The 19247-nt window shown below is 26.0% G+C and carries 23 protein-coding genes; 20 read left to right on the forward strand and 3 right to left on the reverse strand.

The annotated features are described in order from the left end of the window. Positions 1–144: 144 nt before the first annotated feature. The 19 genes from BPP43_RS09870 to BPP43_RS09955 all read left to right on the forward strand — a co-directional run bounded on the left by BPP43_RS09870 (position 145) and on the right by BPP43_RS09955 (position 15850). Positions 145–1155 carry a SagB/ThcOx family dehydrogenase gene (locus BPP43_RS09870; protein ID WP_015274842.1) on the forward strand — a complete coding sequence of 337 codons (1011 nt, stop codon included), beginning with the start codon at positions 145–147 and terminating at the stop codon, positions 1153–1155. 33 nt (positions 1156–1188) lie between these two features. Then, positions 1189–2274, forward strand: a complete 1086-nt coding sequence (locus BPP43_RS09875; protein ID WP_015274843.1) for a streptolysin associated protein SagC — start codon at positions 1189–1191, stop codon at positions 2272–2274. Positions 2275–2329: 55 nt separating this feature from the next. After that, a complete protein-coding gene (locus tag BPP43_RS09880; protein ID WP_015274844.1) occupies positions 2330–3670 on the forward strand; it encodes a YcaO-like family protein in 1341 nt (446 codons plus the stop codon). After that, positions 3645–4001 (forward strand): hypothetical protein, encoded by a 357-nt coding sequence (locus tag BPP43_RS12820; protein WP_493526472.1) that lies wholly within the window; start codon positions 3645–3647, stop codon positions 3999–4001. The genes BPP43_RS09880 and BPP43_RS12820 overlap by 26 nt, the downstream gene beginning before the upstream one ends. Before the next feature lie 5 nt (positions 4002–4006). Continuing rightward, on the forward strand, positions 4007–4297 hold the full coding sequence (locus BPP43_RS12825) for a CPBP family intramembrane glutamic endopeptidase (protein WP_493526473.1): 291 nt from the start codon (positions 4007–4009) through the stop codon (positions 4295–4297). A gap of 221 nt (positions 4298–4518) precedes the next feature. Continuing rightward, the gene (locus BPP43_RS09890; protein ID WP_493526474.1) at positions 4519–5034 is read left to right on the forward strand and encodes a hypothetical protein; all 516 of its coding nucleotides are present in this window, start codon (positions 4519–4521) and stop codon (positions 5032–5034) included. Positions 5035–5107: 73 nt separating this feature from the next. Beyond that, the gene (locus BPP43_RS12830) at positions 5108–5242 is read left to right on the forward strand and encodes a streptolysin S family TOMM toxin (RefSeq protein ID WP_143828168.1); all 135 of its coding nucleotides are present in this window, start codon (positions 5108–5110) and stop codon (positions 5240–5242) included. A 131-nt stretch (positions 5243–5373) separates the two neighbouring features. Continuing rightward, positions 5374–6069, forward strand: a complete 696-nt coding sequence (locus BPP43_RS09895; protein WP_015274846.1) for an ABC transporter ATP-binding protein — start codon at positions 5374–5376, stop codon at positions 6067–6069. Between the two features lie 177 nt (positions 6070–6246). Continuing rightward, positions 6247–6963, forward strand: coding sequence for an ABC transporter permease (locus BPP43_RS09900; RefSeq protein ID WP_015274847.1), 717 nt, complete (start codon positions 6247–6249; stop codon positions 6961–6963). A 423-nt stretch (positions 6964–7386) separates the two neighbouring features. Beyond that, positions 7387–7716, forward strand: a complete 330-nt coding sequence (locus BPP43_RS09905; protein WP_014935355.1) for a PadR family transcriptional regulator — start codon at positions 7387–7389, stop codon at positions 7714–7716. 26 nt (positions 7717–7742) lie between these two features. Continuing rightward, positions 7743–8393: a permease prefix domain 1-containing protein gene (locus BPP43_RS09910; protein WP_015274848.1), complete on the forward strand. Its 651-nt coding sequence runs from the start codon at positions 7743–7745 to the stop codon at positions 8391–8393. A gap of 2 nt (positions 8394–8395) precedes the next feature. Next, positions 8396–9052, forward strand: coding sequence for a permease prefix domain 1-containing protein (locus tag BPP43_RS09915; protein ID WP_014933810.1), 657 nt, complete (start codon positions 8396–8398; stop codon positions 9050–9052). A 90-nt stretch (positions 9053–9142) separates the two neighbouring features. Continuing rightward, a complete protein-coding gene (locus BPP43_RS09920; RefSeq protein ID WP_013243861.1) occupies positions 9143–10147 on the forward strand; it encodes a hypothetical protein in 1005 nt (334 codons plus the stop codon). A 9-nt stretch (positions 10148–10156) separates the two neighbouring features. Beyond that, on the forward strand, positions 10157–10879 hold the full coding sequence (locus tag BPP43_RS09925; RefSeq protein WP_041752840.1) for a hypothetical protein: 723 nt from the start codon (positions 10157–10159) through the stop codon (positions 10877–10879). Between the two features lie 279 nt (positions 10880–11158). Continuing rightward, entirely contained in the window at positions 11159–11941 is a 783-nt protein-coding gene (locus BPP43_RS09935) for a hypothetical protein (protein ID WP_015274851.1), read from the forward strand. A 2-nt stretch (positions 11942–11943) separates the two neighbouring features. Then, positions 11944–12612, forward strand: coding sequence for an ABC transporter ATP-binding protein (locus BPP43_RS09940; protein ID WP_015274852.1), 669 nt, complete (start codon positions 11944–11946; stop codon positions 12610–12612). A 259-nt stretch (positions 12613–12871) separates the two neighbouring features. Beyond that, complete coding sequence (locus tag BPP43_RS09945) at positions 12872–14089, forward strand: ABC transporter permease (protein WP_015274853.1); 1218 nt, start codon at positions 12872–12874, stop codon at positions 14087–14089. Continuing rightward, entirely contained in the window at positions 14082–14762 is a 681-nt protein-coding gene (locus tag BPP43_RS09950) for a hypothetical protein (protein WP_015274854.1), read from the forward strand. Before BPP43_RS09945 ends, BPP43_RS09950 begins: the two co-directional genes overlap by 8 nt. A gap of 23 nt (positions 14763–14785) precedes the next feature. Next, entirely contained in the window at positions 14786–15850 is a 1065-nt protein-coding gene (locus tag BPP43_RS09955; protein ID WP_015274855.1) for a hypothetical protein, read from the forward strand. 78 nt (positions 15851–15928) lie between these two features. Here BPP43_RS09955 and BPP43_RS12585 read toward each other — a convergent pair whose 3' ends face one another. The 3 genes from BPP43_RS12585 to mgtE form a co-directional block, all read right to left on the reverse strand. Continuing rightward, positions 15929–16060 carry a hypothetical protein gene (locus BPP43_RS12585; protein WP_013243853.1) on the reverse strand — a complete coding sequence of 44 codons (132 nt, stop codon included), beginning with the start codon at positions 16058–16060 and terminating at the stop codon, positions 15929–15931. 44 nt (positions 16061–16104) lie between these two features. Beyond that, positions 16105–16671, reverse strand: a complete 567-nt coding sequence (locus BPP43_RS09960; RefSeq protein ID WP_013243852.1) for a hypothetical protein — start codon at positions 16669–16671, stop codon at positions 16105–16107. Positions 16672–16761: 90 nt separating this feature from the next. Continuing rightward, the gene (gene mgtE, locus BPP43_RS09965; RefSeq protein WP_014935367.1) at positions 16762–18123 is read right to left on the reverse strand and encodes a magnesium transporter; all 1362 of its coding nucleotides are present in this window, start codon (positions 18121–18123) and stop codon (positions 16762–16764) included. Positions 18124–18252: 129 nt separating this feature from the next. Between mgtE and pfkA the strand changes: the two genes are divergently transcribed. Then, positions 18253–19233, forward strand: coding sequence for a 6-phosphofructokinase (gene pfkA, locus BPP43_RS09970; protein WP_013243849.1), 981 nt, complete (start codon positions 18253–18255; stop codon positions 19231–19233). Positions 19234–19247 lie beyond the last annotated feature (14 nt).

A 19247-nucleotide genomic window follows, 5' to 3' on the forward strand; every position in this document is an offset into this window, starting at 1 on the left:
TATATATCATTAATTAAAGTTGAGAATATTATTTATTAAAAAATAATATGTTTTTTATGGTCTTTTTTATTTATATTTTAATTTTACAAAATAAATTTTTTAGTATTATATATGAGATGTAATTTATAAAAATAGGAATATTATGTGTCTATTATAAAAAAGAAGAAAAAAGATATAAAAAAAATAGAGATAAGTAAAGAAGAGTTAGACGCTAGAGAGATACCATTACTTTTTAGCGTTGTAAATTTTTCTTCAAATATACCTGTTTCTATGTATGCTGACACTATAGGAATAAAAACTTCAGAATCTTCTTATAGAGGAGCAATGCACTCTGAAGTAAATAGAAATATAAGCGAAGAGTATTTATTAAACTCAAAAAAATCATCAATAGATTTATCTTCTATGTTTAATGTAACAAGCTATTCATCATTTCCAATAGATGCTGCTTTAAGTAATAGAGTGTTACTTGAGGAAGAGGTGCATAAAAAAGGAAATGCTATAAAACTTCCACCATATAAAAATATTAATGCTCCTATAGGTTCGGTTATAAGGTCTAGAAGAAGCAGGAGAGATTTTAAAGGTAAACCATTAACATTAAGTGATTTGTCCACCTTGCTTTATTATGGAGATGGAATTTCTGGGGATTTTGATTTTAATTTAAACAAAGAAGAATACGGCACTATAACTTTTGGCGATAAATACATGTCTAAGCTTCGTACTGCTCCTTCAGGCGGAGGGCTTTATCCTATTTATTTGTATGTTGCGGCACTTAATATAAATAATCTTGAAAAGGGTATATACAAATATATGCCTTTTACTCATTCTCTTGAAAAAATAAAATTATTTAATAATGATGATTTAGAAAATTATTATAATAATAATGTTTTTGGCGGGGGAATAGATTTAAGAAAAACTGCTTTATCTGTTTATTATGTGTATAGTATATATGAAAACACTAGAAAATATGGAGATATGGCTTTGCAGTTTGCTTTGATAGAGACTGGAGAGATTGCACAAAATATACAGCTTACTGCTGCTGCAAGCGGTATTTTAGCATGCGACATTGGAGGATTTAATAAAACTTTATCTGAAGAGTTATTAAATCTAGATGGACAGACTAATCATGTTGTGCATTTAACTTTGCTTTCAAAATAATTTTTATAAAAAATAAATAGTAGGTTTGTTAAAATGGCTAAGAAAAATATTAAACTTTATGATAATGCGAGTGTGTTTTTTAATTCTGATGATGAGATTAGATTTAGAAAAGGGATATGGAACTTTGAAGAGGCTTCTTTAGAGCTTAATGATTTGAGTGATGGTGTAAGGGAAGCTTTAATATTTATTGCTAAAGAACTTTTTGATGATAAATTAATTTCTTTTGATAATGTGGTTAAGAAATTTTCTCTTGATGAAAAAGACAGTAATTTTTTGAATGAAATTATATCTTCTCTTATAGGCAACAGATTTTTAGAGTATGATGAGAACAATATGCTTAATAGTGTTTATGAGCTTATAGGGGAATATTTTTATGATATACCAGATGAAAGCAAGGTTCAAAAAAACAAAGTAATGTTTATAACAGATAGTGAAAGGCTAAAAGAATATGCTAAATTAATGTCAGAAGATTTGTATATGAATGTTGTTATGATGAATGTTGATGACATAAAAAAACTAGAAAAAGCAAATCTCACAGATACAACTGATGCTATTGAAAATATTGAAAAGCAAAAAGAATTATTAAAGTTGTTTGATGATATATCTTGTGTGGTTGTAAGTATAGAGAAGCCTAGATTAAATTTACTTAGAAATATTAACAGGCTTTTACTTGAAAAATCAATTCCTATGATTATATCAATATTAGACGGACCGTTTTTAAATATAACTACTATAAAAGCAAAAGAAACAGCTTGTTATGAATGTTTTGAAAATAGAGTGATAGCAAGAAATGAAAGTTTATCAGTTTATAATAAATTCGTTAAACAAACTATTAATTTAAAATCAAATAATAAAAAAACTTATATAACTCCTATTTTGCAAACATTTACTTCTATTGCATTATATGAAGCTTTTTTATTTGCCACTATAGGAAAATGCAAACTTTCAGGACGCGTAATTAATGTTTATATACCTTCTATAGAAATTCAAATTCAGGATTTACTCAGAGTACCTTTCTGTGCGGCATGCGGACATATAAGCAAGGCTAAATATAATGAAATGTATACTTCTTCAAAGGAGATAATAGAGAAGTTTTCAAGCAAAGTAATAATAAAATAATTAAATAATTGAAAATATTTTATTTTTTTATAAATTATATAAAAATGGAAAACATATGATTAAATATTACCCAAGCCATAAAAATGTTTTAAATAAATACAATTCTCTTTGCGGACATCAGACTGGTATTATGGATTCTATTATTGTAATGCAGGCTAATTCTGTTATTGCTCAAAATATTAATACTTGTACTTCTATGCTTCCAGATTATCATAAAATATTATTAGGCGATAATGCTGAAGTTAATTATCATCTTTCTGGTTATGGCATTTATAGAGATGAAGCTATTATAAGATTATTAGGCGAAGGTGTTGAGAGATATGCATTATTTACAGCAAATTTGTATTTTGAAGAAAAATTAAAATATGCTTCCTATAATCAATTAAAAGAAAAGTATCCTAATAATGTAATACCTTTTGAATATGTTAAAATATACAGCGATGAAGATTGCAATAAATTAAACAGCATAGGAATTTTAGAAAATATTACAGAAGATGATATATTATCTTGGGTGCTTCTTCCTTCTTTGTTTGATAAAGAAAAAGAGTATTATATTCCAGCACAGAATTTCTTTTTATCTCATATAATAAGAAAAGATAAAAATGAAAAAGTGTTTATAGGCGGATTTTCTAAAGGAAGTGCTAGCCATAAAAATATTAAATTAGCTTTAAAATCTGCTATAACTGAAATTATAGAATGCGACGCTTGTATGATAAAATGGTATACAGACAGCAAAGTTAAAGAAGTTGTTATTGATGATGATGTTCTTAATGAAACTATTAATACAATTTTAAAAGATATTGATTATAAAATAAGAGTGTTTGATTATACTGTTGATAAAAAGTTAGGCTATGTTTTTACTGTGATGCTTATAAACAAAAGCGAAAAAAGTCCATATATTGTGGTAGGTGCTTCTTCTGGTCTTAATCCTAAAAAAGTGATATACAGGGCTTTTATGGAGGCTTTGGCTATACTTACATTAAATATTAACGGACCATTATCAATGCCGGCTGATTATTTGGAAACTAAATATCAAAAAACTTATCTTAACCTTGACAGCAATGTTAATTATTGGGCTTCTTTAGATGATAAAGATAAAAAACTTAAATTTATTAACAGCAAAGTTACAGAAAAAATTGAATTAAAAAAATATAAAAACCTTGAAGAAAATACTGATTTGGAGTATTTATTTAATGGGCTTTATAATATTTCAAAATATGCAGTTTATTTGGATATTACGCCTACAGAAATAGTGGATAAAGATTTGCATGTAATGCGTGTATATGTTCCAGAGCTTGTGCAAATGTCTATGCCTGCTTTCCCATATAGTAAGCACCCTAGAATAATTAAAAATGGAGGAATTTCAAATAATGAATTTCCACACCCATTACCTTAGTGCTATTGTTGTACTAATTGCTGTTTCTTTTCCTACTTCTTTGATTGGTATATTTTTAAAATTAAATCTTGGAAGAATAAGCACTATTTTGCCTAATGCTTTAAGTTATTTTTTATTTGTAATAATGGCATTTTTTACAGGGTATGTTGGAAGTATTAATTATAATGTTAATATTTATTTTGTTGTGTTAGCTTTTATTATGTCTTTTGTATGCATTGCTGTAGAGATAATTGAAGCTTATGCTGTTCATTTTATTAAATATAAGTTCTGGATTAAAAAAATATCAGTTCATGAAATTATAAATAAAAATAATGTTTTTTTGATATTATAATTATATTGATAGGTGCTCTTTGCGAGGAGATTATTTTTAGGCAGGTATTTTTTAATATTTTATATAACATATTAGAATTAAATATTTTTATTGTTATTATAATATCAGCTTTTATATATTCTATTAATCATATATATTTTGGTGCTAATGCCGTATTTCAAAAGTTTATAGTGGGTATAATATATTCTTTGTTGTTTGTATATTCTTCTTTTAGCGTGATAATACCAGCTATTACTCATTTTTGTCAAAATATGATTTTATATATATTAAGCAAAAAAAGAGAGGATATAAATTGATATTTTTAAAACTTATACCTTATATTATAATATGCTTTATATTAGGAAGTATAATAAAATTCTTAAATTATAAAAATATCATAAATAATCTATGTTTTAATATTATGAATTATTCTAAAAAGGATTATGATGATATTTATATTTATATAAGCACCTATATATATTGGTTTTTTATAATTATATTTGCAATTATTATTAGTTTTTTGCAAAAACAAAATATTTTGTTATATTTATTTGTAGAAAGAAAATATATTATTTATATTTTTATTAATATTTTTGCTCTTATTTCTGCTTTTGAAATAATATTAGCAATTATAAGTTTATTTAATAAAAATATAAAAACAAATGTTATATTTAATAATATATTATCGTCTGCTCCTATTAGTTTATTGTATTCTTCAAGAAATAATAAGAAGTGGACTTTAATATTATTAGCAAGTGTAATTAAATGTTTATTTTTTAATGGAATAATATATTTATCTATTAAAAATCAATTTCAGGAGTTTAATTTATTTTTTATAATTCTTGTAGTTGCTTTATTATTTTCTTTTGAAGAGATGCTTAGGCTTAATAATTTCAAAGAGGCTTTAATTTTTATAGTTTCTTGTTTTATTATTACAGCTATTAATGCTATTTCTTTTGAATATACTAATAGTTTAATTGCACCAATATTTGCTAGTGTTTTTTTTACAATATACTATTTTGGTCAGTTTGAAAATATGGGAATATATTCATAAAAATTGGTATTACTCTCTTTGATATTAAAACTATTAAAGAGTTTAATATAATACATCTAAAGGAGTTATTTATATGATTAAATATTCTTCAAAAGTACGCACAACATGTTCTTTAAAGAGCCAATCTGCGGTATTGACTCCTGGAGGATGTTGCTGTTCTTGTTGTTGTTCTTGTTGTGTTAATGTAACAACTACAACTAACAATTAATTTATTATAATTTTTTATAATAAATTTGTATGTCTGCTGCATTGTTATGATGCAGCGGGCTTATATGTATTGACATTTTTAATATATGTTGTTTTAATAATTATAGTTTTTATCAAATAGAGTTGGTCTTAATGCAAGAAGTATTAATAAGTGCTAAAAATATAGAAAAAAAGTTTAATAAAAATATTATTCTAAAAGATGTAAGTTTAGATATAAATAAAGGCGAAGTAATAGCACTTGTTGGTCCAAACGGTTCCGGCAAAACTACATTAATTAATATATTATTAGGAATATTAAAAGCTGATAAGGGTGAATTAAAAATTAATATAGAAAATTATAAAAAACATATAGGTCTTCAATTGCAATCTACTCCTTTTTTTGAAGGCTACAATGTAAAAGATAATATATTAATGTTTTCCGCTCTTTATGACATTAAGATGAGCGATGAAAAAATAGAAAGTATTCTTAATAAATATAATCTTAATCCCAAAACACCTGCTATAAAGCTTTCAGGTGGAGAGCAGAAAAAACTTGCTATAATGATAGCTACTATGCAAAACCCTGATTTACTTATATTTGATGAGCCTACAGCAAGTTTAGACCCTAGGGAAAGATATAATATAAAAAACATGATATTAGAGCTTGCTAAAAATAATAAGACTATACTTTTTACTTCTCATGATTTGGAGGAGGTAGAAGATATAGCTAGTAAAATAGTATTTTTATATAAAGGAGAGATATTAGAAAAGGGCAGTAAAGAAGAACTTTTAAAGAAGTATAATTTTGACAGTTTGGAGAAAGTTTATTTGCATATTACTAATTATTAATTTTAGTATTAATTATATATTTGCACTTTTGCCGTAGGCGTACTTCGTATGCTTCTTTGATGAAGTACGCACCGCGACTGAAAGAAGTCCTTCAGGGCGACCGAAGGGAGTACCTTTAGGTGTGTAAGGCGAGAAAAAGAATAACAAAAAATTATAAATATATATTAAAAAATTATTATGAAAACGATATTTAAACTCACTATAAAAAAAGCTATAAGAGACCCTTTCCTTATATTTTGGTCTATATTCTTCCCAATAGTTACAATAATAGCATTGGGTATATTATTTAATACCGAAAGCTATACTATTCATATACTTACTGCTATGACTTGTGTGAGCGTGCTTGCTTATTCTTTTATGACTACTAGTTTTAATGTATTAAGTCAAAGAAGAAGGGGCGTTTATAATTTGCTTAAAGTAACTCCTCTTCCTTTATACAAATATATTATAAGCTCTTCTTGTGCTTGGGTGATGATATCTATTATAAGCTCTTTGTTTGTATTTATTTCTTGTGCTTTATTTTTTAAATTAGAGTTTTCTTTTGTTTCTATACTTTTATTTTTGCCTATCATTATAGCGGCATCTTTAGTTTATATATTTATAAGCTTCTTTGTTTCTAGTTTGGTAAAAAATAATGAAACTGCTAGCATACTATATAATATTATTTTAATGGGTTCTATGTTTTTGAGTGACGGTTATTATTCTTTGTATAATGCTCCAAGTGTAGTGAAGTTTTTAAGCAAATTAAATATTTTTCAGTATTTTTTGAATGCTGTTAGGGGAGCCTATTATTTTGATTTTCAGTCATATTTTATTGGTTTAGCAGTGCTTTTATCTTGTTTAATAATTGCTTTAATTCTTGCAGTTAATACTTTCAGATATGTTGATAAATAATAATAGGGTTATTTTTATACCTAAATAAATATATTTTGTCAAAAATAAATTTATATTTTTGTTTTGATATTTTGGGCTTCGTGCCTACGGCAAAAGACTGGATTTTTAACCTCAATTTTAGGTGTTATCATATATTTAATACATATTCTAATAATATAAGGTTGTAATATTTGCGTTTTTTGCAACTTTTTTGTGCGGCAAAAAAGTTGATAACATTTATATAAAGTGCATTAGTTGACAAACTTAAAAATTTCAGTATATGCAATATATTATATTTATAATAAAAAAATTATAATAATTTTATATAGAATTTTATCAGCTAATGTTTTGAAACAAGTATAAATTATTTTTTAGTTGTTGACAAAATTCTATATTTATCTTACTTTAAAAAATAAATTATAATTAGTTTAGGAATAAAAATTAATGTATATAGAAAGTGATATCATACGAGGTCATATAGATGCTGTTGTTTTGCATTTTTTGAAAGATAATGATTCATATGGTTATGAGCTTTCTAAATTAATTACTGATAAAACTAATGGAGAATATGAGATTAATGGCCAGACTTTATACAGTGCTATAAGAAGACTTGAAGGCAAAAAGTTAATAGAAAGTTATTGGGGAGATGAAAGTCAGGGAGGAAGAAGAAAATATTATAAAATTACTGAAGAAGGCAGAAAGTTTTTAGATGAAGAGAGAGAAATATGGCTGTTTACTAAAAAGATAATAGATAAACTTCTTGATATTGAATAAATGTTTTTATATAGAGATAAAATATTATGATAGATGATTTTTGTAATGAATTAAAAAATAAATATCCTAATACTCAAAAAATTAGAGACCAAATTGAAGAGCTTAGAAATTATTTATACATGAAAAGTGAAGAATATATAGATGAAAGCGAAGATGAGGCTTTTAAAAAGGCACTTAAATCTTTTGGCGATGTGGACTCACTTCTTGAAGAATTATCAAAGGATGCAAAAATTATTAATAAATCTAAATTATATTTATTTGCTGGAATTATTGATATTTTTATTGTGGCTTTTTTAAGTTTATTATTATGCTTTATATCTTTAAAAAACAATAATATATCATTTTTCTCTTATATAAATAATTCATTAATTCCAAGTATATTTTTTATTGTTTCTGGAATTGTTGTTATTTTTTTAACTACAGTTATACAGTTTATTAATATGCGTAATATATACGAAACTTTTGAATATACTTATAATGATTATAAAATAAATTTAAAATATTCTATAATAGGTTTTTTAATTATATCTATAGCAGTATTTATATTTAATATGTTTTTTACTCCGCATCATATTTGGTTTGTATTTGTTATTATATACTTTTTATCTTGGCCTTTGACTGTATTTTTCTTTTATAGATTTTTTAAAAATTCTGATAAAAATATTAACAGGAAATAATGATGAATATTAATGAGTTTTATAAAAATATTAAAAAGAAATACCCTAATACTAAAGAAGTCCTTGAGCAATTAGATGAAATAAAAGATATGCTTAATTCTAAAGTTCAGCATTATGTAAAAAATGGAATGAAATATGAAGAAGCTTGCAGTAAATCTATAGATGAGCTTGGCAATATTGATGAAGTTTTTGAAGATATAAGCAAAGATGCAAAAATTGTACATAATTTATATATAAAAATATTAACAGTTTTAATATCATCTTTTTCTACAGCTATTTTAGCTTTTACTTTTGGTGTGATTATAGATAGTTTAACTTTTTTTAATGAAACTACTAAAATAGGTTATAAACTTACTATGCCTTATTTTTATTTGGTATTATTTATTTATATAGTTATTTATTCTTTTTGGAATTTCTCTGATAATATAAAACCTAAAATAAGAAAGTATAGTTATGATATATATAAAATTAATTTAAAAAACTCTATTATTGCTGTTGTAATTTATTCTGTGATAATGATTATTGTAAATGTCATCACATATAAATATAATAATTATTTGTGGTTTATGTGGCCTTTTGTTGGTATATTAAATTGGACTATTTCTATAATTGCAGATTATTATTTATTTAGAAGCAGTATATTTGAATATAAGAAATAAAAAATATTGATATTTTATACAAAGTATATTGACAGACATAATACTTTTGTTATAATATTAATATAGTTGAATATATGTGAGTTGCGTTTTATGAAGAAATTACTATTAATATTTTTTATATTGTCAAGTTTCCTTTTTGCTCAGAATGATTTTGTAAACTCAGGTTTTCATTATAGTTATAATTATTTTGGATTTCCATTTTCTGTTGATTTAGGATATGCGTATAAAAAGAATTCACATTTTGTATATGTTCCGCGTGTAGGAATAAGTTTTGACTATGGTGCAGAATCATCATTTGGAATATTTGCCAATCTTGGAATGGAATACAGATACAGAAGATTTTTTATAGATTTAAATTACAAACAAGGAATAACTCCTCCATTTGCTACGTTTAATTATAAAGATTTAGAATATTACGGCCAACTCAAATTAGGCTATTCTTTTGATAATGTAAGTATTTATTATGGAATGAATATAGGCAAAATATTAACTTCTGAAAGAGAGGTTTATAGATTAAGTTCTATATTTAAGATTAATCAAAATATTGGTTTAAGTTCTACATTTGTAGATGACGGAGTTAATAAATTAAAGTTTAATGCTGGAGTGGGTGCGAGCATTATACCTAATGAAAAGCAGTATTCTTATAATGTTTCAGCTAGTATGCCTTATTCGTTTTTTCATTATTGGGGCGAGCTTGGAATTATGCCTTATATAGGATACAGTGCTTATTTTGATAAAAGCGAGAAAAAATATTCTATAGGGTTTAAGTATTTATACTCTCTTATGATGATGCCTTTAAGTAATTTGGAAGCACATCTTAAAAACATGGACTTTCTTACATTTGTACATCTTGAATATAAGTTTTTTATGAGATTTCTTCCTTCTGGTTTTAATGATATATACTTAGTTGCTTTTGGAAATGTAGGGTATGGAAAATATTTTGAAAGTAGTATTGATAAAGGCAATTTATTATATGTTGTAGGAGGCGGAATAGGCTACAATCTCTACGGCTCAACACCTTTACAATTGACTTTCGGTGTTGATAATAATAATAGTTTGGTTATGAATTTGATAATCAGCACTATAGTATTTTAAGGAGGGTTTATAATGAGAAAGATTTTTACAGTTTTATTTTTAACTTTGATTTTTAGTTTTTCGGCTTTTTCGTACAGCAGAGATTTTAATGAACTTTATAATCTTTATTATATGGCTAATACCAATAAAGCTGGTGATTTATATAAGGCTATAGAAAAAATAAAAAACGGAAATTATGGAAAGACAGAAAAGCAAACCTATGAGAATCTTATTTTGCTTATGGATATATATATGAATCCTAGAAGTAAAAGGGAATCTTACAAATTATTGAATGATAATATAAAAAAGAATACTCCATTATTAACAGAAAAAGATGCTGATTATATGGCTTCTGTTGCTGATGTGATGAGCAGTGCTATTAATTATTCTTCATTTAATGAGGTTGTAAAACTTTCTGGAAAGGCTGGGGAGATATATGATAATGCTTTAAAAATTAATGCTAATCATTTTCCTTCTCTATTAGGTAAAGCAATACTCACAGCATACAGCCCAGAGTTTGTAGGGGGAGGAATAGATAAATCGCTTCCAATATTTAAAAAAGCTGAAAGCAATGCTAAAGAGAAATGGGAAAAGCATATAGTTTATTTATGGACTTCTCAGGCTTATTTTAAGAATAATGATAAAGCTAATTATGAGAAATATATGAAGATGGCAAAAGATATATTTCCAGAAGGAGCTTTTATAAAGAATGTTGTTGATATGAACGCTAAAGGAAAAGGAATGTTTAATTAAGATATGATTAAATATACTAAAAATTTTTAAGTTTATCAATTTTTTTGTTGTTCTTTTTCCCGCCGCAAAAAGAACCAAAAAGTGCAAGTTTTTTAGCTTTATATGTTTTGAATATATATAAAATATAAGATAACATATATATTTTAGCTATACCTAAAGTTGAGTTTATAAAATGCAGTTCTTTTGGTTCTTTTATACCAATAAAAGAACTGGGGTGCGGGGCAAAGCCCTGCAAATATTAAAATAAAAAATTGTAATTGCTATAATAAGGATATTAAAATGCTTAGAGTGATTGTTTTGATTTTTATTAACGTTTTCTTTTTATGCGGATTATACGGAGAGATTTCAAGCGAGGCTAATGCTATATTAAAAGAAATAGATAATAAAAATAATGAATACCATTCAGGCTCAAGACTTGTAAGAACGAGCGAAGCTAAGGATATTTTAAATAGAGTTAAAAACAGCAATTTAAGCGAAGAAGAGAAAATGCATTTAAGTATAGAATGCTACAGTCTTTGGGCTAATGTATCTATTGCAAGCGGAACTTTTGAAGAAGATTATAAAGCTTTAGGAGAGATATATAATAACCTTAAAAAAGATAAAGTTTTCAAAAAAGGCTCTTCTGATATTTATGCTTCTTATGCCAACTTTGCAAACTCTTTTACTTCACTTGCTTTTTTTAATAATAAATACCCTTATAGTGTTATAGTTGATATGTATACTTATTCTCGTTTGGCATTATTAAAAGATAAAAATAATATAAGAGCAAAACAAGTATATGGAATGTGGCAAATAGCTACTTTAGGTTTTTATAATAACGCTGCTTTTTATTCTGTAATAAGTTCTTTAAATAATACGAGTAATTTGCCAGATTATATGATTTATAGGGCTTATATTTATAGGTCTATGGCATATATGAAAGTAAATGAAACAGACAAGGCTTTTAAAGAATTAGATGAAGCTTTAAAAATGTATCCTAAAGGTTTTTACGGATATTTATTAAAGAGTTCTTATGATAAAGGTAAGGACGGATTTTTGAGTGCGGAGGGTGCTGATTTTTAATTATGATAAGATGTGAAAACATATCAAAAATATATAAAACTAAAGATTATAATATAGCTGCAAATAAGAACATTAGTTTAGAAATAAAAGATGGTGAAATTGTATGGGTTGCTGGAGTTTCTGGGGCTGGTAAAAGTACACTTCTTCATATATTATCAAGCATAGATATTCCTACAGAAGGTTCCGTTTATTGGAATAATGATGAGGTTTCAAAATTAAGCGATAAAGAAAGAAGCAGTTTCAGGCTTTCAAATATAGGACTTATTTTACAGTCGCTTGAACTTTTAAAAACTCAGAGTGTGTTTGATAATGTAGCACTTCCTCTTAAGTTTTTAAATGAGAGTTCTTCTAATATCAATAAAAAAGTTAATGAAATATTAGAAAACTTAAAAATAGATAATTTAAAAAATAAAAAACCAGAACAGCTTTCAGGAGGTCAGAAACAGAGAGTTGCAATTGCAAGGGCATTGGTAAGCGAAGCTCCTTATATATTCGGCGATGAGATTAGTGCGAATTTGGATACAGAAACGAGCAAATTTATTTATGAATATATAAGAGAGACTATAAAGAAAAGAAACGGCATAGGATTTTTTATTTCGCATGATGAATTGATAGAAGATTATGCGGACAAAAAATATATTATGAGAGAGGGCATATTATTACTAAATTAATGTATATATAAATAATAGTTATTTTCCATATACATTAAATATTATGTTTTAAATTTTTTTCAACTTTTTCCAGCCGCAAAAAGTTGCAAAAAGTGCAAGTATAAAATTAGTAATTAAATCTTGCATATTCTATTTTTACTGTAAGATGAAATTATTAAATTAAAGTTATAATGTAGCCTTTTTGCTTCTTTGTGGCAACAAAAGAAGTAGGGGTTCGGGGACTAGTCCCCGAAATATAATAATTATAATGGATAAATAAATGAATATAATAAAATTAGCATTCGATAATCTTTGGTATAATAAAACCAGAACAATTCTAAATATGATACTTATTATAGTGTCTTTTATTTCACTTATGATGATAAGCGGATATAATAACTTTACAAAAGAAGGTATTATTATAAGCGTTAATACAAGCGGAGGCTCTGTTGTAATAGCTGATAAATCTTATTGGGATACAAAAAGCGAAAAAATTAATATGCTTAGTAATAACGATTTTGACATAATTTATAAAAAACTTGATACTATAGGCGAAGTTAATGATTATCAGAAAAAACTTGATATAAGCGGGCTTGTAGGCAATGAAAGTAAAAGTAAATTCTTTTCAGGTTATGCTTATGAAAAACCTTCAAAAATAATGTCAACAGTTTCTATAAAAGAAGGAACTCCTATATTTGATGATGATATTAATACTTTTGTTTTGGGTAAAGATTTGGGAGAGTTTTTTAATCTTAATTATAATGAAGAGCCTTATTTAAATTTAATGACAGATTTTGGAGAGGGTATAAGTTTAGGTTCTTTAATGGCTGTAGGGGCAATTTCTTTAAATAACAGTGCTTCAGATGCTATTACTATTTACTCACCTCTAAATGCTATTTATGAAATATTTGGTCTTGAGTATGGTAATGCTCATAATTTGCTCGTATATTTAAAAGATTATAAAAAGGCAACTGAAATAAAAAATAATCTTAATCAATATTTTAATGAGAATAATCTCAACTATGAGGCTAAAGATTGGAAGGATTTGAATGCATTTTTACTTTCTGTAATAGAGATGAATACTAATAATTATTTAATAGCCTTATTTATATTAAGCATATTAGTATTTGTTTCGGTTATGCAGATGCTTACAACAAATTTTTTAGAGCGTTTAAATGAGTTTGGTACAATGCGTGCATTAGGAATAAATATAAAAAATGTAACTTTGCTTTTATTTTTGGAAATTATTATAATGGCAGTATTAAGTTCTCTTATTTCAATAATTATTTCTTACGGTGCTGCTAGTATATTAAATGCTTCAAACTTTATAATGAAATTTCCTGGTGCTACTGACGGTTATCCTTTAAGCTTATTACTAACATTTAAAGATACTGTTTTAATATTTGCATGGGTGTTATCTGTATCAATATTAGCAGGTATTTATCCAATAATAAAGGTTATTAAAATGCCTATAATAGAGGTAATAAAATATGTGTAACAAAATAATTAAAATTTTATTTATAATAAGCATTCTATCTTTTAATTTGTATAGTCAGAATATATTTGATGATTTTGTAAAAATTTATAATAGAGATGGAAAAAGTTACAAGATGTCAGGTACTTTCACTGATATAAAAGACGGCAAAAAGAAAGTTAATAATTTTGATATGATAGTTGGAAAAGATTATAAATTGATGTATTTAAAAAATAATAATACTCTTTTTCTTGCTAATAATCAGGGATTTTTTGTGCAGTCAAGAAATCAGACTTCTCCTTTAAAAATTTCAGGAAGCTATGTTGTTACAGGTGCTGCTAATATGAATGATTTGATGTCTATAAACTTTACTGATGATTATAAACTTGACAAAGTTGTGAGTGATGAAGAAATAAATTTAGTAAAGAAAAATAGGAGTGTTCCTTATGCTAAAGCTACACTCAAAAAAATTGCAGGCGGTTATAGTGTAGATTTTTTTGATAATAGCGGAAAAGCATTAAAAAGAGGTATATACAAAATAAAAGATAATTATTTTAATGATATGGAGTTTTATAATTTGATTATTAATACTAATACAAGCACAATATGCAATATATCAAAAATAGAGCCTTCAAGTTCATCAAGTGCATATTTTAGAAGCGAGAACATGAAAATGCTTTTTAGTTTGTTTAAATAATAATAAAAAATATTTGGTAATAAATGCATCGCATAAAAATATATTTAACTTTTTTTATATTTGCTGTATCATCTATGGTATTTGCTGATATCACTCCTAAATTTGGTATAAAAAATAATTTTAGTTATATAGATTTAAAAGAAAATGAATATATACCAAATTCTATATTAAGCAATGATACTTATTTTTATTTAGGTTTTGAATATCTTAATAATAATTTTTATTTTTCATTTAAGCCTGCAATTAGAATATATACCAAAGACAATAGAGAGTTTATTTATGATAATGGAAAGCTTATAAAACAAAATGACAATAACGCTTATATTTCTTTTAATTTTGATGAAATACAGTTTAATTATATAAATGAAATTTTAGGCTTTTATATAGGAAAGAGAAAGTTCCATTTTGGTGAAGGTTTTAATAGGCAATATATGTTTGTGGGTGAGAGCGTGTTGTATAATGATTATGAGGCTTTATATAATACAGAGCTTAATTTTTATCAAGGAAATATTACCCACTCTATAGGATTTATAACAGACACCAAATCAATAGACTTGTTAAAAGAACCGCAGTATTATACTTCTTGGTATTATTTAAAATATTCTTCTTCTCATTTGGGTTTAATGGGGATAACCAAATATACTTATGATTTACAAAAGAAAAATAATTTAATGCTTGGTTTTGAGGCTTCATATATATTTGATATAGGCTTTAAGCTTTATGGAAATGTTACTTACAATATTTTAAGCAGTGATAATATTGGAAAAAGTCTTAATGATATAAAAAGCCTTTTAGGAATAAATTATACTTTTGTTTATAATTATGATTTTATACTTAGTCCATATGTGGAATACTTTTATGAGGATAGTCATTCATTTTATTCTATAGGGCTTTATTTATCTTTTCTTAATAATTTATTTAATATAATAACTTATTTCTCTCATTCACCTAATTATAAAATGGATTTAAATACTAAGCTTCTTATAAACTATAATAATTTTAGTTTTACTTTTAATTATTATACGCCTTTAAAAAATGATGAGATTTTAGAGCATATATTTGAGATTAGTTTAGAATATAATTATTAAAAATATATAAATATTCAAATTATATTTTTAGCTAAAAAAGGCAACCATTATTTTTAATAATTGCCTTTTATTTGCTATTTATAATGCTTTAATTTTTTTGCTTGTGATAGTTATAATATTTTGCTCTTTATACTTTGTAATTAAAGTTCTAATGTCATCTTTAGCTTCAATAGTGATAACATCTTCTCTCTCTTGAACTTGTGCTTCCATGATTTTTATTCCTCCGTGAATATTTTTTATTTATATATTAAAATTTAAAAATCTCCGTCTCTCCATACTTTGAAATCTGGATAATCTAGTTTTTTAGATTTATCTTCATACCACTTACAAACTGCAGCTGACATATTTATTACATAAAAGTTAAAATCTGTTTTCCAGCCGTCATTTTTAAATTGTGCAAATGATGGTATAAATTTATTATTAATTGATTCATAAATACTTTTTTGCATTTCTTCTGTTGGTATATTATTGTCTTTTATTGCTATTCTTAATATTAGAAGTATAGACATAGATGATAGAGTTGATGTTACTGTACTGTATTTAGTAAATATTTCTTCTTTAGAGAAGTTTTGGTTTATAGTATCAGTCCACAATTTAATAATATTTCCTAAAGCTTCTAATTGTTCAGGGGTTGCATTTTTGTCTGTTACTATGCTTGCATAATATTCTGCTAATTGATTGAATGTAATAGTTGAGTTTTCATCTGATATAGATAGTTCTTCTATATTTTCTAATTGCATTGATTTTATCATACTCTCATAATTGTTTGCATATATAGTGCATACAGCAAATATAAATATTAAAACTATATATTTTTTCATAATTAAAATTCCTGAAATAGTTTTAATTATTATCGGAATAGTTTAATATTACATTCGTTTTTTATTTTTTAAATTATTTTGATATAGTATTTATATATTAATTTTTGTGAGTATAATGCTTGCTAATAATAAATATATAGAAGTACCTGTAATATCACAAATAGAAGTTACTAAAGGCACGCTGCTTGTAGTAGGGTCTTTTTTTAATTTAACAAATATAAAAGGCAAACATAACCCTATAAGACTTCCTATCACTACAACACATATCATAGATAATGATACCACCAAAGCTATCATTAATCCTCCTCTAAATATAGCAAGAAGCGAAACAGCTAAACTCATAGTAATACCAAGTATAGAAGATATAGCAATCTCTTTAAAAAACATAAACAGCCAGTCGCTTTTTTTTACATCTCCAAGCGATAAACTTCTTATTATGAGCGTGGAAGATTGAGCTCCGGCATTTCCAGCACTGTCAATTAGAAGCGGTAAAAAGAATATTAAAGAAACATATTTGCTTATAGTCTCTTCAAATATTCCTATAAAATATCCAGAAAATATATTTATAAATACTAATATAAAAAGCCAAGTAATTCTTTTTTTGTATAAAGTTAATATTGGTGCTTGTTTAATATTTCCTGTAAAGTCATCATCTATACTTATAGCACCTAATTTGTGAAAGTCTTCAGTTTCTTCTTCTTCAGCGATGTCAAATATATCATCAATAGTAACAATCCCTATTAAAGCATTTTTGGCATCTACTACAGGTATATATAATAAATCATATTTCCTTCCAACAAGTACAGCCTCTTCTTGGTCTGAATATGCAGAAAGATATATAATGTCTGTATGCATAAGATTTTCTATTATATCAGTTCTATTAGCAAATAATAAATCTTTTAATAAAATATATCCTAATAATGTATTTTTATTATCAACTATATATATAACCTCAAAAGTTTCAGAGTCTTTTCCGTATTTTCTAATATATTCTAAAGTCTGATTTACAGAGAAGTTCGGAGAGATAGATATATATTCCGTAGTCATTATACGGCCGACACTATATTCAGGATATGCTAATAATTTTTTAGTGATATCCAAATCTTCTTTTTCCATTAAAGAAAATATTTTTTTATTTATTTCTTCTGGAAGCTCTTCAAAAAGAGAAGTTCTGTCATCAGGACTCATTTCATGCATTAACTCTTCTATTTCTTTATCGTTCATAGAAGATATTAATTCTTCCTGTTCATTAGCATCTAATTCTGCAAATACTAAAGCTGATTTTTCTGTGGATAATAATCTAAAAAGAATGGTTTTATCTTTACTGCTTTCTAATATACGCATTATGTCCACTATTTCTATAGGGTGCATATCGTTTAAGAGATATTTAAGCTTATCCCATCTTTTATTTTCTATGATGTTAATTATTTCAATGTACTGTGAATTTATCATGTTTATTTTTTTTCTTTTTTTGTATATCAATTCTTTTATTATTAATATATAATATATATAACAAAAAATTAGATAAAATAAATAATAATATAATTAAACATTATATGTTTTATAAGGAGTTATTTCAATATGGCTGATATAAAGAAAATAGGAGTATTAACAAGTGGAGGAGATGCTTCAGGAATGAACCCTACTATAAGAAGCGTTGTTAGAACAGCTATAGCTAATGGTTTAGAGGTAGTTGGAATAAGAGAGGGGTATCAGGGTTTAATGTATAATAATGTTTATAAAATGGATGCTGGTTCTGTTGGCGGCATTATTAATCATGGCGGTACAATTTTGTTTTCTGCAAGGTCTCCAGAGTTTCAAACTGAAGAAGGAATGAAAAAAGCAGCTGATAATATGAAATATAACGGAATAGATGCTTTGGTTGTTATAGGCGGTGATGGTACTTATAAAGGAGCATTAGATTTTGCTAATCATCATGAAGAGTTTCCTGTTATTGGTATACCTGGTACTATAGATAATGATATATTTGGTACTGATTATACTATAGGATATGATACAGCTGTAAACGTTGCAATGGAGGCTATAGACAAATTAAGAGATACTGCTACTAGCCACGGAAGATGTTTTGTAGTTGAGGTTATGGGAAGACATGCTGGTTATATTGCCTTAGAAGTTGGTATAGCTTCTGGTGCTGAAGACATACTTATTCCAGAAACTACTACTGATATTGACAAAATAGTAGAAAACTTACAAATAGCAAAAAAGAGAGGTAAAAAATCTTCTATAATAGTGGTTGCTGAGGGAGATGAGTCTGGCGGAGCTATGGAGGTAGCTAAACAAATAGAAGGTAAAACTGGTTTTGATACTCGTGTTACTATACTTGGACACATGCAAAGAGGCGGTTCTCCTACTTCTCGTGAACGTCTTATGGCTGCAAGATTTGGTTATATTGCAGTTAAGGCATTATTAGAAGGTAAGAGAAATGTTGCTGTTGGTATATGGAAAGGTGAATATACTTACACTCCTTTGGCTGATGCTGTTAAAAAAGTTCCTAAAGTTGATCCTATAGATTTAGAGTTGTGCAGAACTCTTGCTATATAATTATAGGATTTAAC

The organism is Brachyspira pilosicoli P43/6/78 (assembly GCF_000325665.1).
Lineage (GTDB): Bacteria > Spirochaetota > Brachyspiria > Brachyspirales > Brachyspiraceae > Brachyspira > Brachyspira pilosicoli.

Excerpts from the sequence above, each read along its gene's own strand:
- BPP43_RS12820 (WP_493526472.1), top strand. The coding sequence starts at position 3,645 with ATGAATTTCCACACCCATTACCTTAGTGCTATTGTTGTACTAATTGCT.
- BPP43_RS09880 (WP_015274844.1), top strand. The coding sequence starts at position 2,330 with ATGATTAAATATTACCCAAGCCATAAAAATGTTTTAAATAAATACAAT.
- BPP43_RS09960 (WP_013243852.1), bottom strand. The coding sequence starts at position 16,671 with ATGAAAAAATATATAGTTTTAATATTTATATTTGCTGTATGCACTATA.
- pfkA (WP_013243849.1), top strand. The coding sequence starts at position 18,253 with ATGGCTGATATAAAGAAAATAGGAGTATTAACAAGTGGAGGAGATGCT.
- BPP43_RS09950 (WP_015274854.1), top strand. The coding sequence starts at position 14,082 with ATGTGTAACAAAATAATTAAAATTTTATTTATAATAAGCATTCTATCT.
- BPP43_RS09945 (WP_015274853.1), top strand. The coding sequence starts at position 12,872 with ATGAATATAATAAAATTAGCATTCGATAATCTTTGGTATAATAAAACC.
- BPP43_RS09915 (WP_014933810.1), top strand. The coding sequence starts at position 8,396 with ATGAATATTAATGAGTTTTATAAAAATATTAAAAAGAAATACCCTAAT.
- BPP43_RS09920 (WP_013243861.1), top strand. The coding sequence starts at position 9,143 with ATGAAGAAATTACTATTAATATTTTTTATATTGTCAAGTTTCCTTTTT.
- BPP43_RS09955 (WP_015274855.1), top strand. The coding sequence starts at position 14,786 with ATGCATCGCATAAAAATATATTTAACTTTTTTTATATTTGCTGTATCA.
- BPP43_RS09900 (WP_015274847.1), top strand. The coding sequence starts at position 6,247 with ATGAAAACGATATTTAAACTCACTATAAAAAAAGCTATAAGAGACCCT.
- mgtE (WP_014935367.1), bottom strand. The coding sequence starts at position 18,123 with ATGATAAATTCACAGTACATTGAAATAATTAACATCATAGAAAATAAA.
- BPP43_RS09895 (WP_015274846.1), top strand. The coding sequence starts at position 5,374 with ATGCAAGAAGTATTAATAAGTGCTAAAAATATAGAAAAAAAGTTTAAT.
- BPP43_RS12830 (WP_143828168.1), top strand. The coding sequence starts at position 5,108 with ATGATTAAATATTCTTCAAAAGTACGCACAACATGTTCTTTAAAGAGC.
- BPP43_RS09875 (WP_015274843.1), top strand. The coding sequence starts at position 1,189 with ATGGCTAAGAAAAATATTAAACTTTATGATAATGCGAGTGTGTTTTTT.
- BPP43_RS09910 (WP_015274848.1), top strand. The coding sequence starts at position 7,743 with ATGATAGATGATTTTTGTAATGAATTAAAAAATAAATATCCTAATACT.
- BPP43_RS09935 (WP_015274851.1), top strand. The coding sequence starts at position 11,159 with ATGCTTAGAGTGATTGTTTTGATTTTTATTAACGTTTTCTTTTTATGC.
- BPP43_RS09905 (WP_014935355.1), top strand. The coding sequence starts at position 7,387 with ATGTATATAGAAAGTGATATCATACGAGGTCATATAGATGCTGTTGTT.
- BPP43_RS09940 (WP_015274852.1), top strand. The coding sequence starts at position 11,944 with ATGATAAGATGTGAAAACATATCAAAAATATATAAAACTAAAGATTAT.
- BPP43_RS12585 (WP_013243853.1), bottom strand. The coding sequence starts at position 16,060 with ATGGAAGCACAAGTTCAAGAGAGAGAAGATGTTATCACTATTGAAGCT.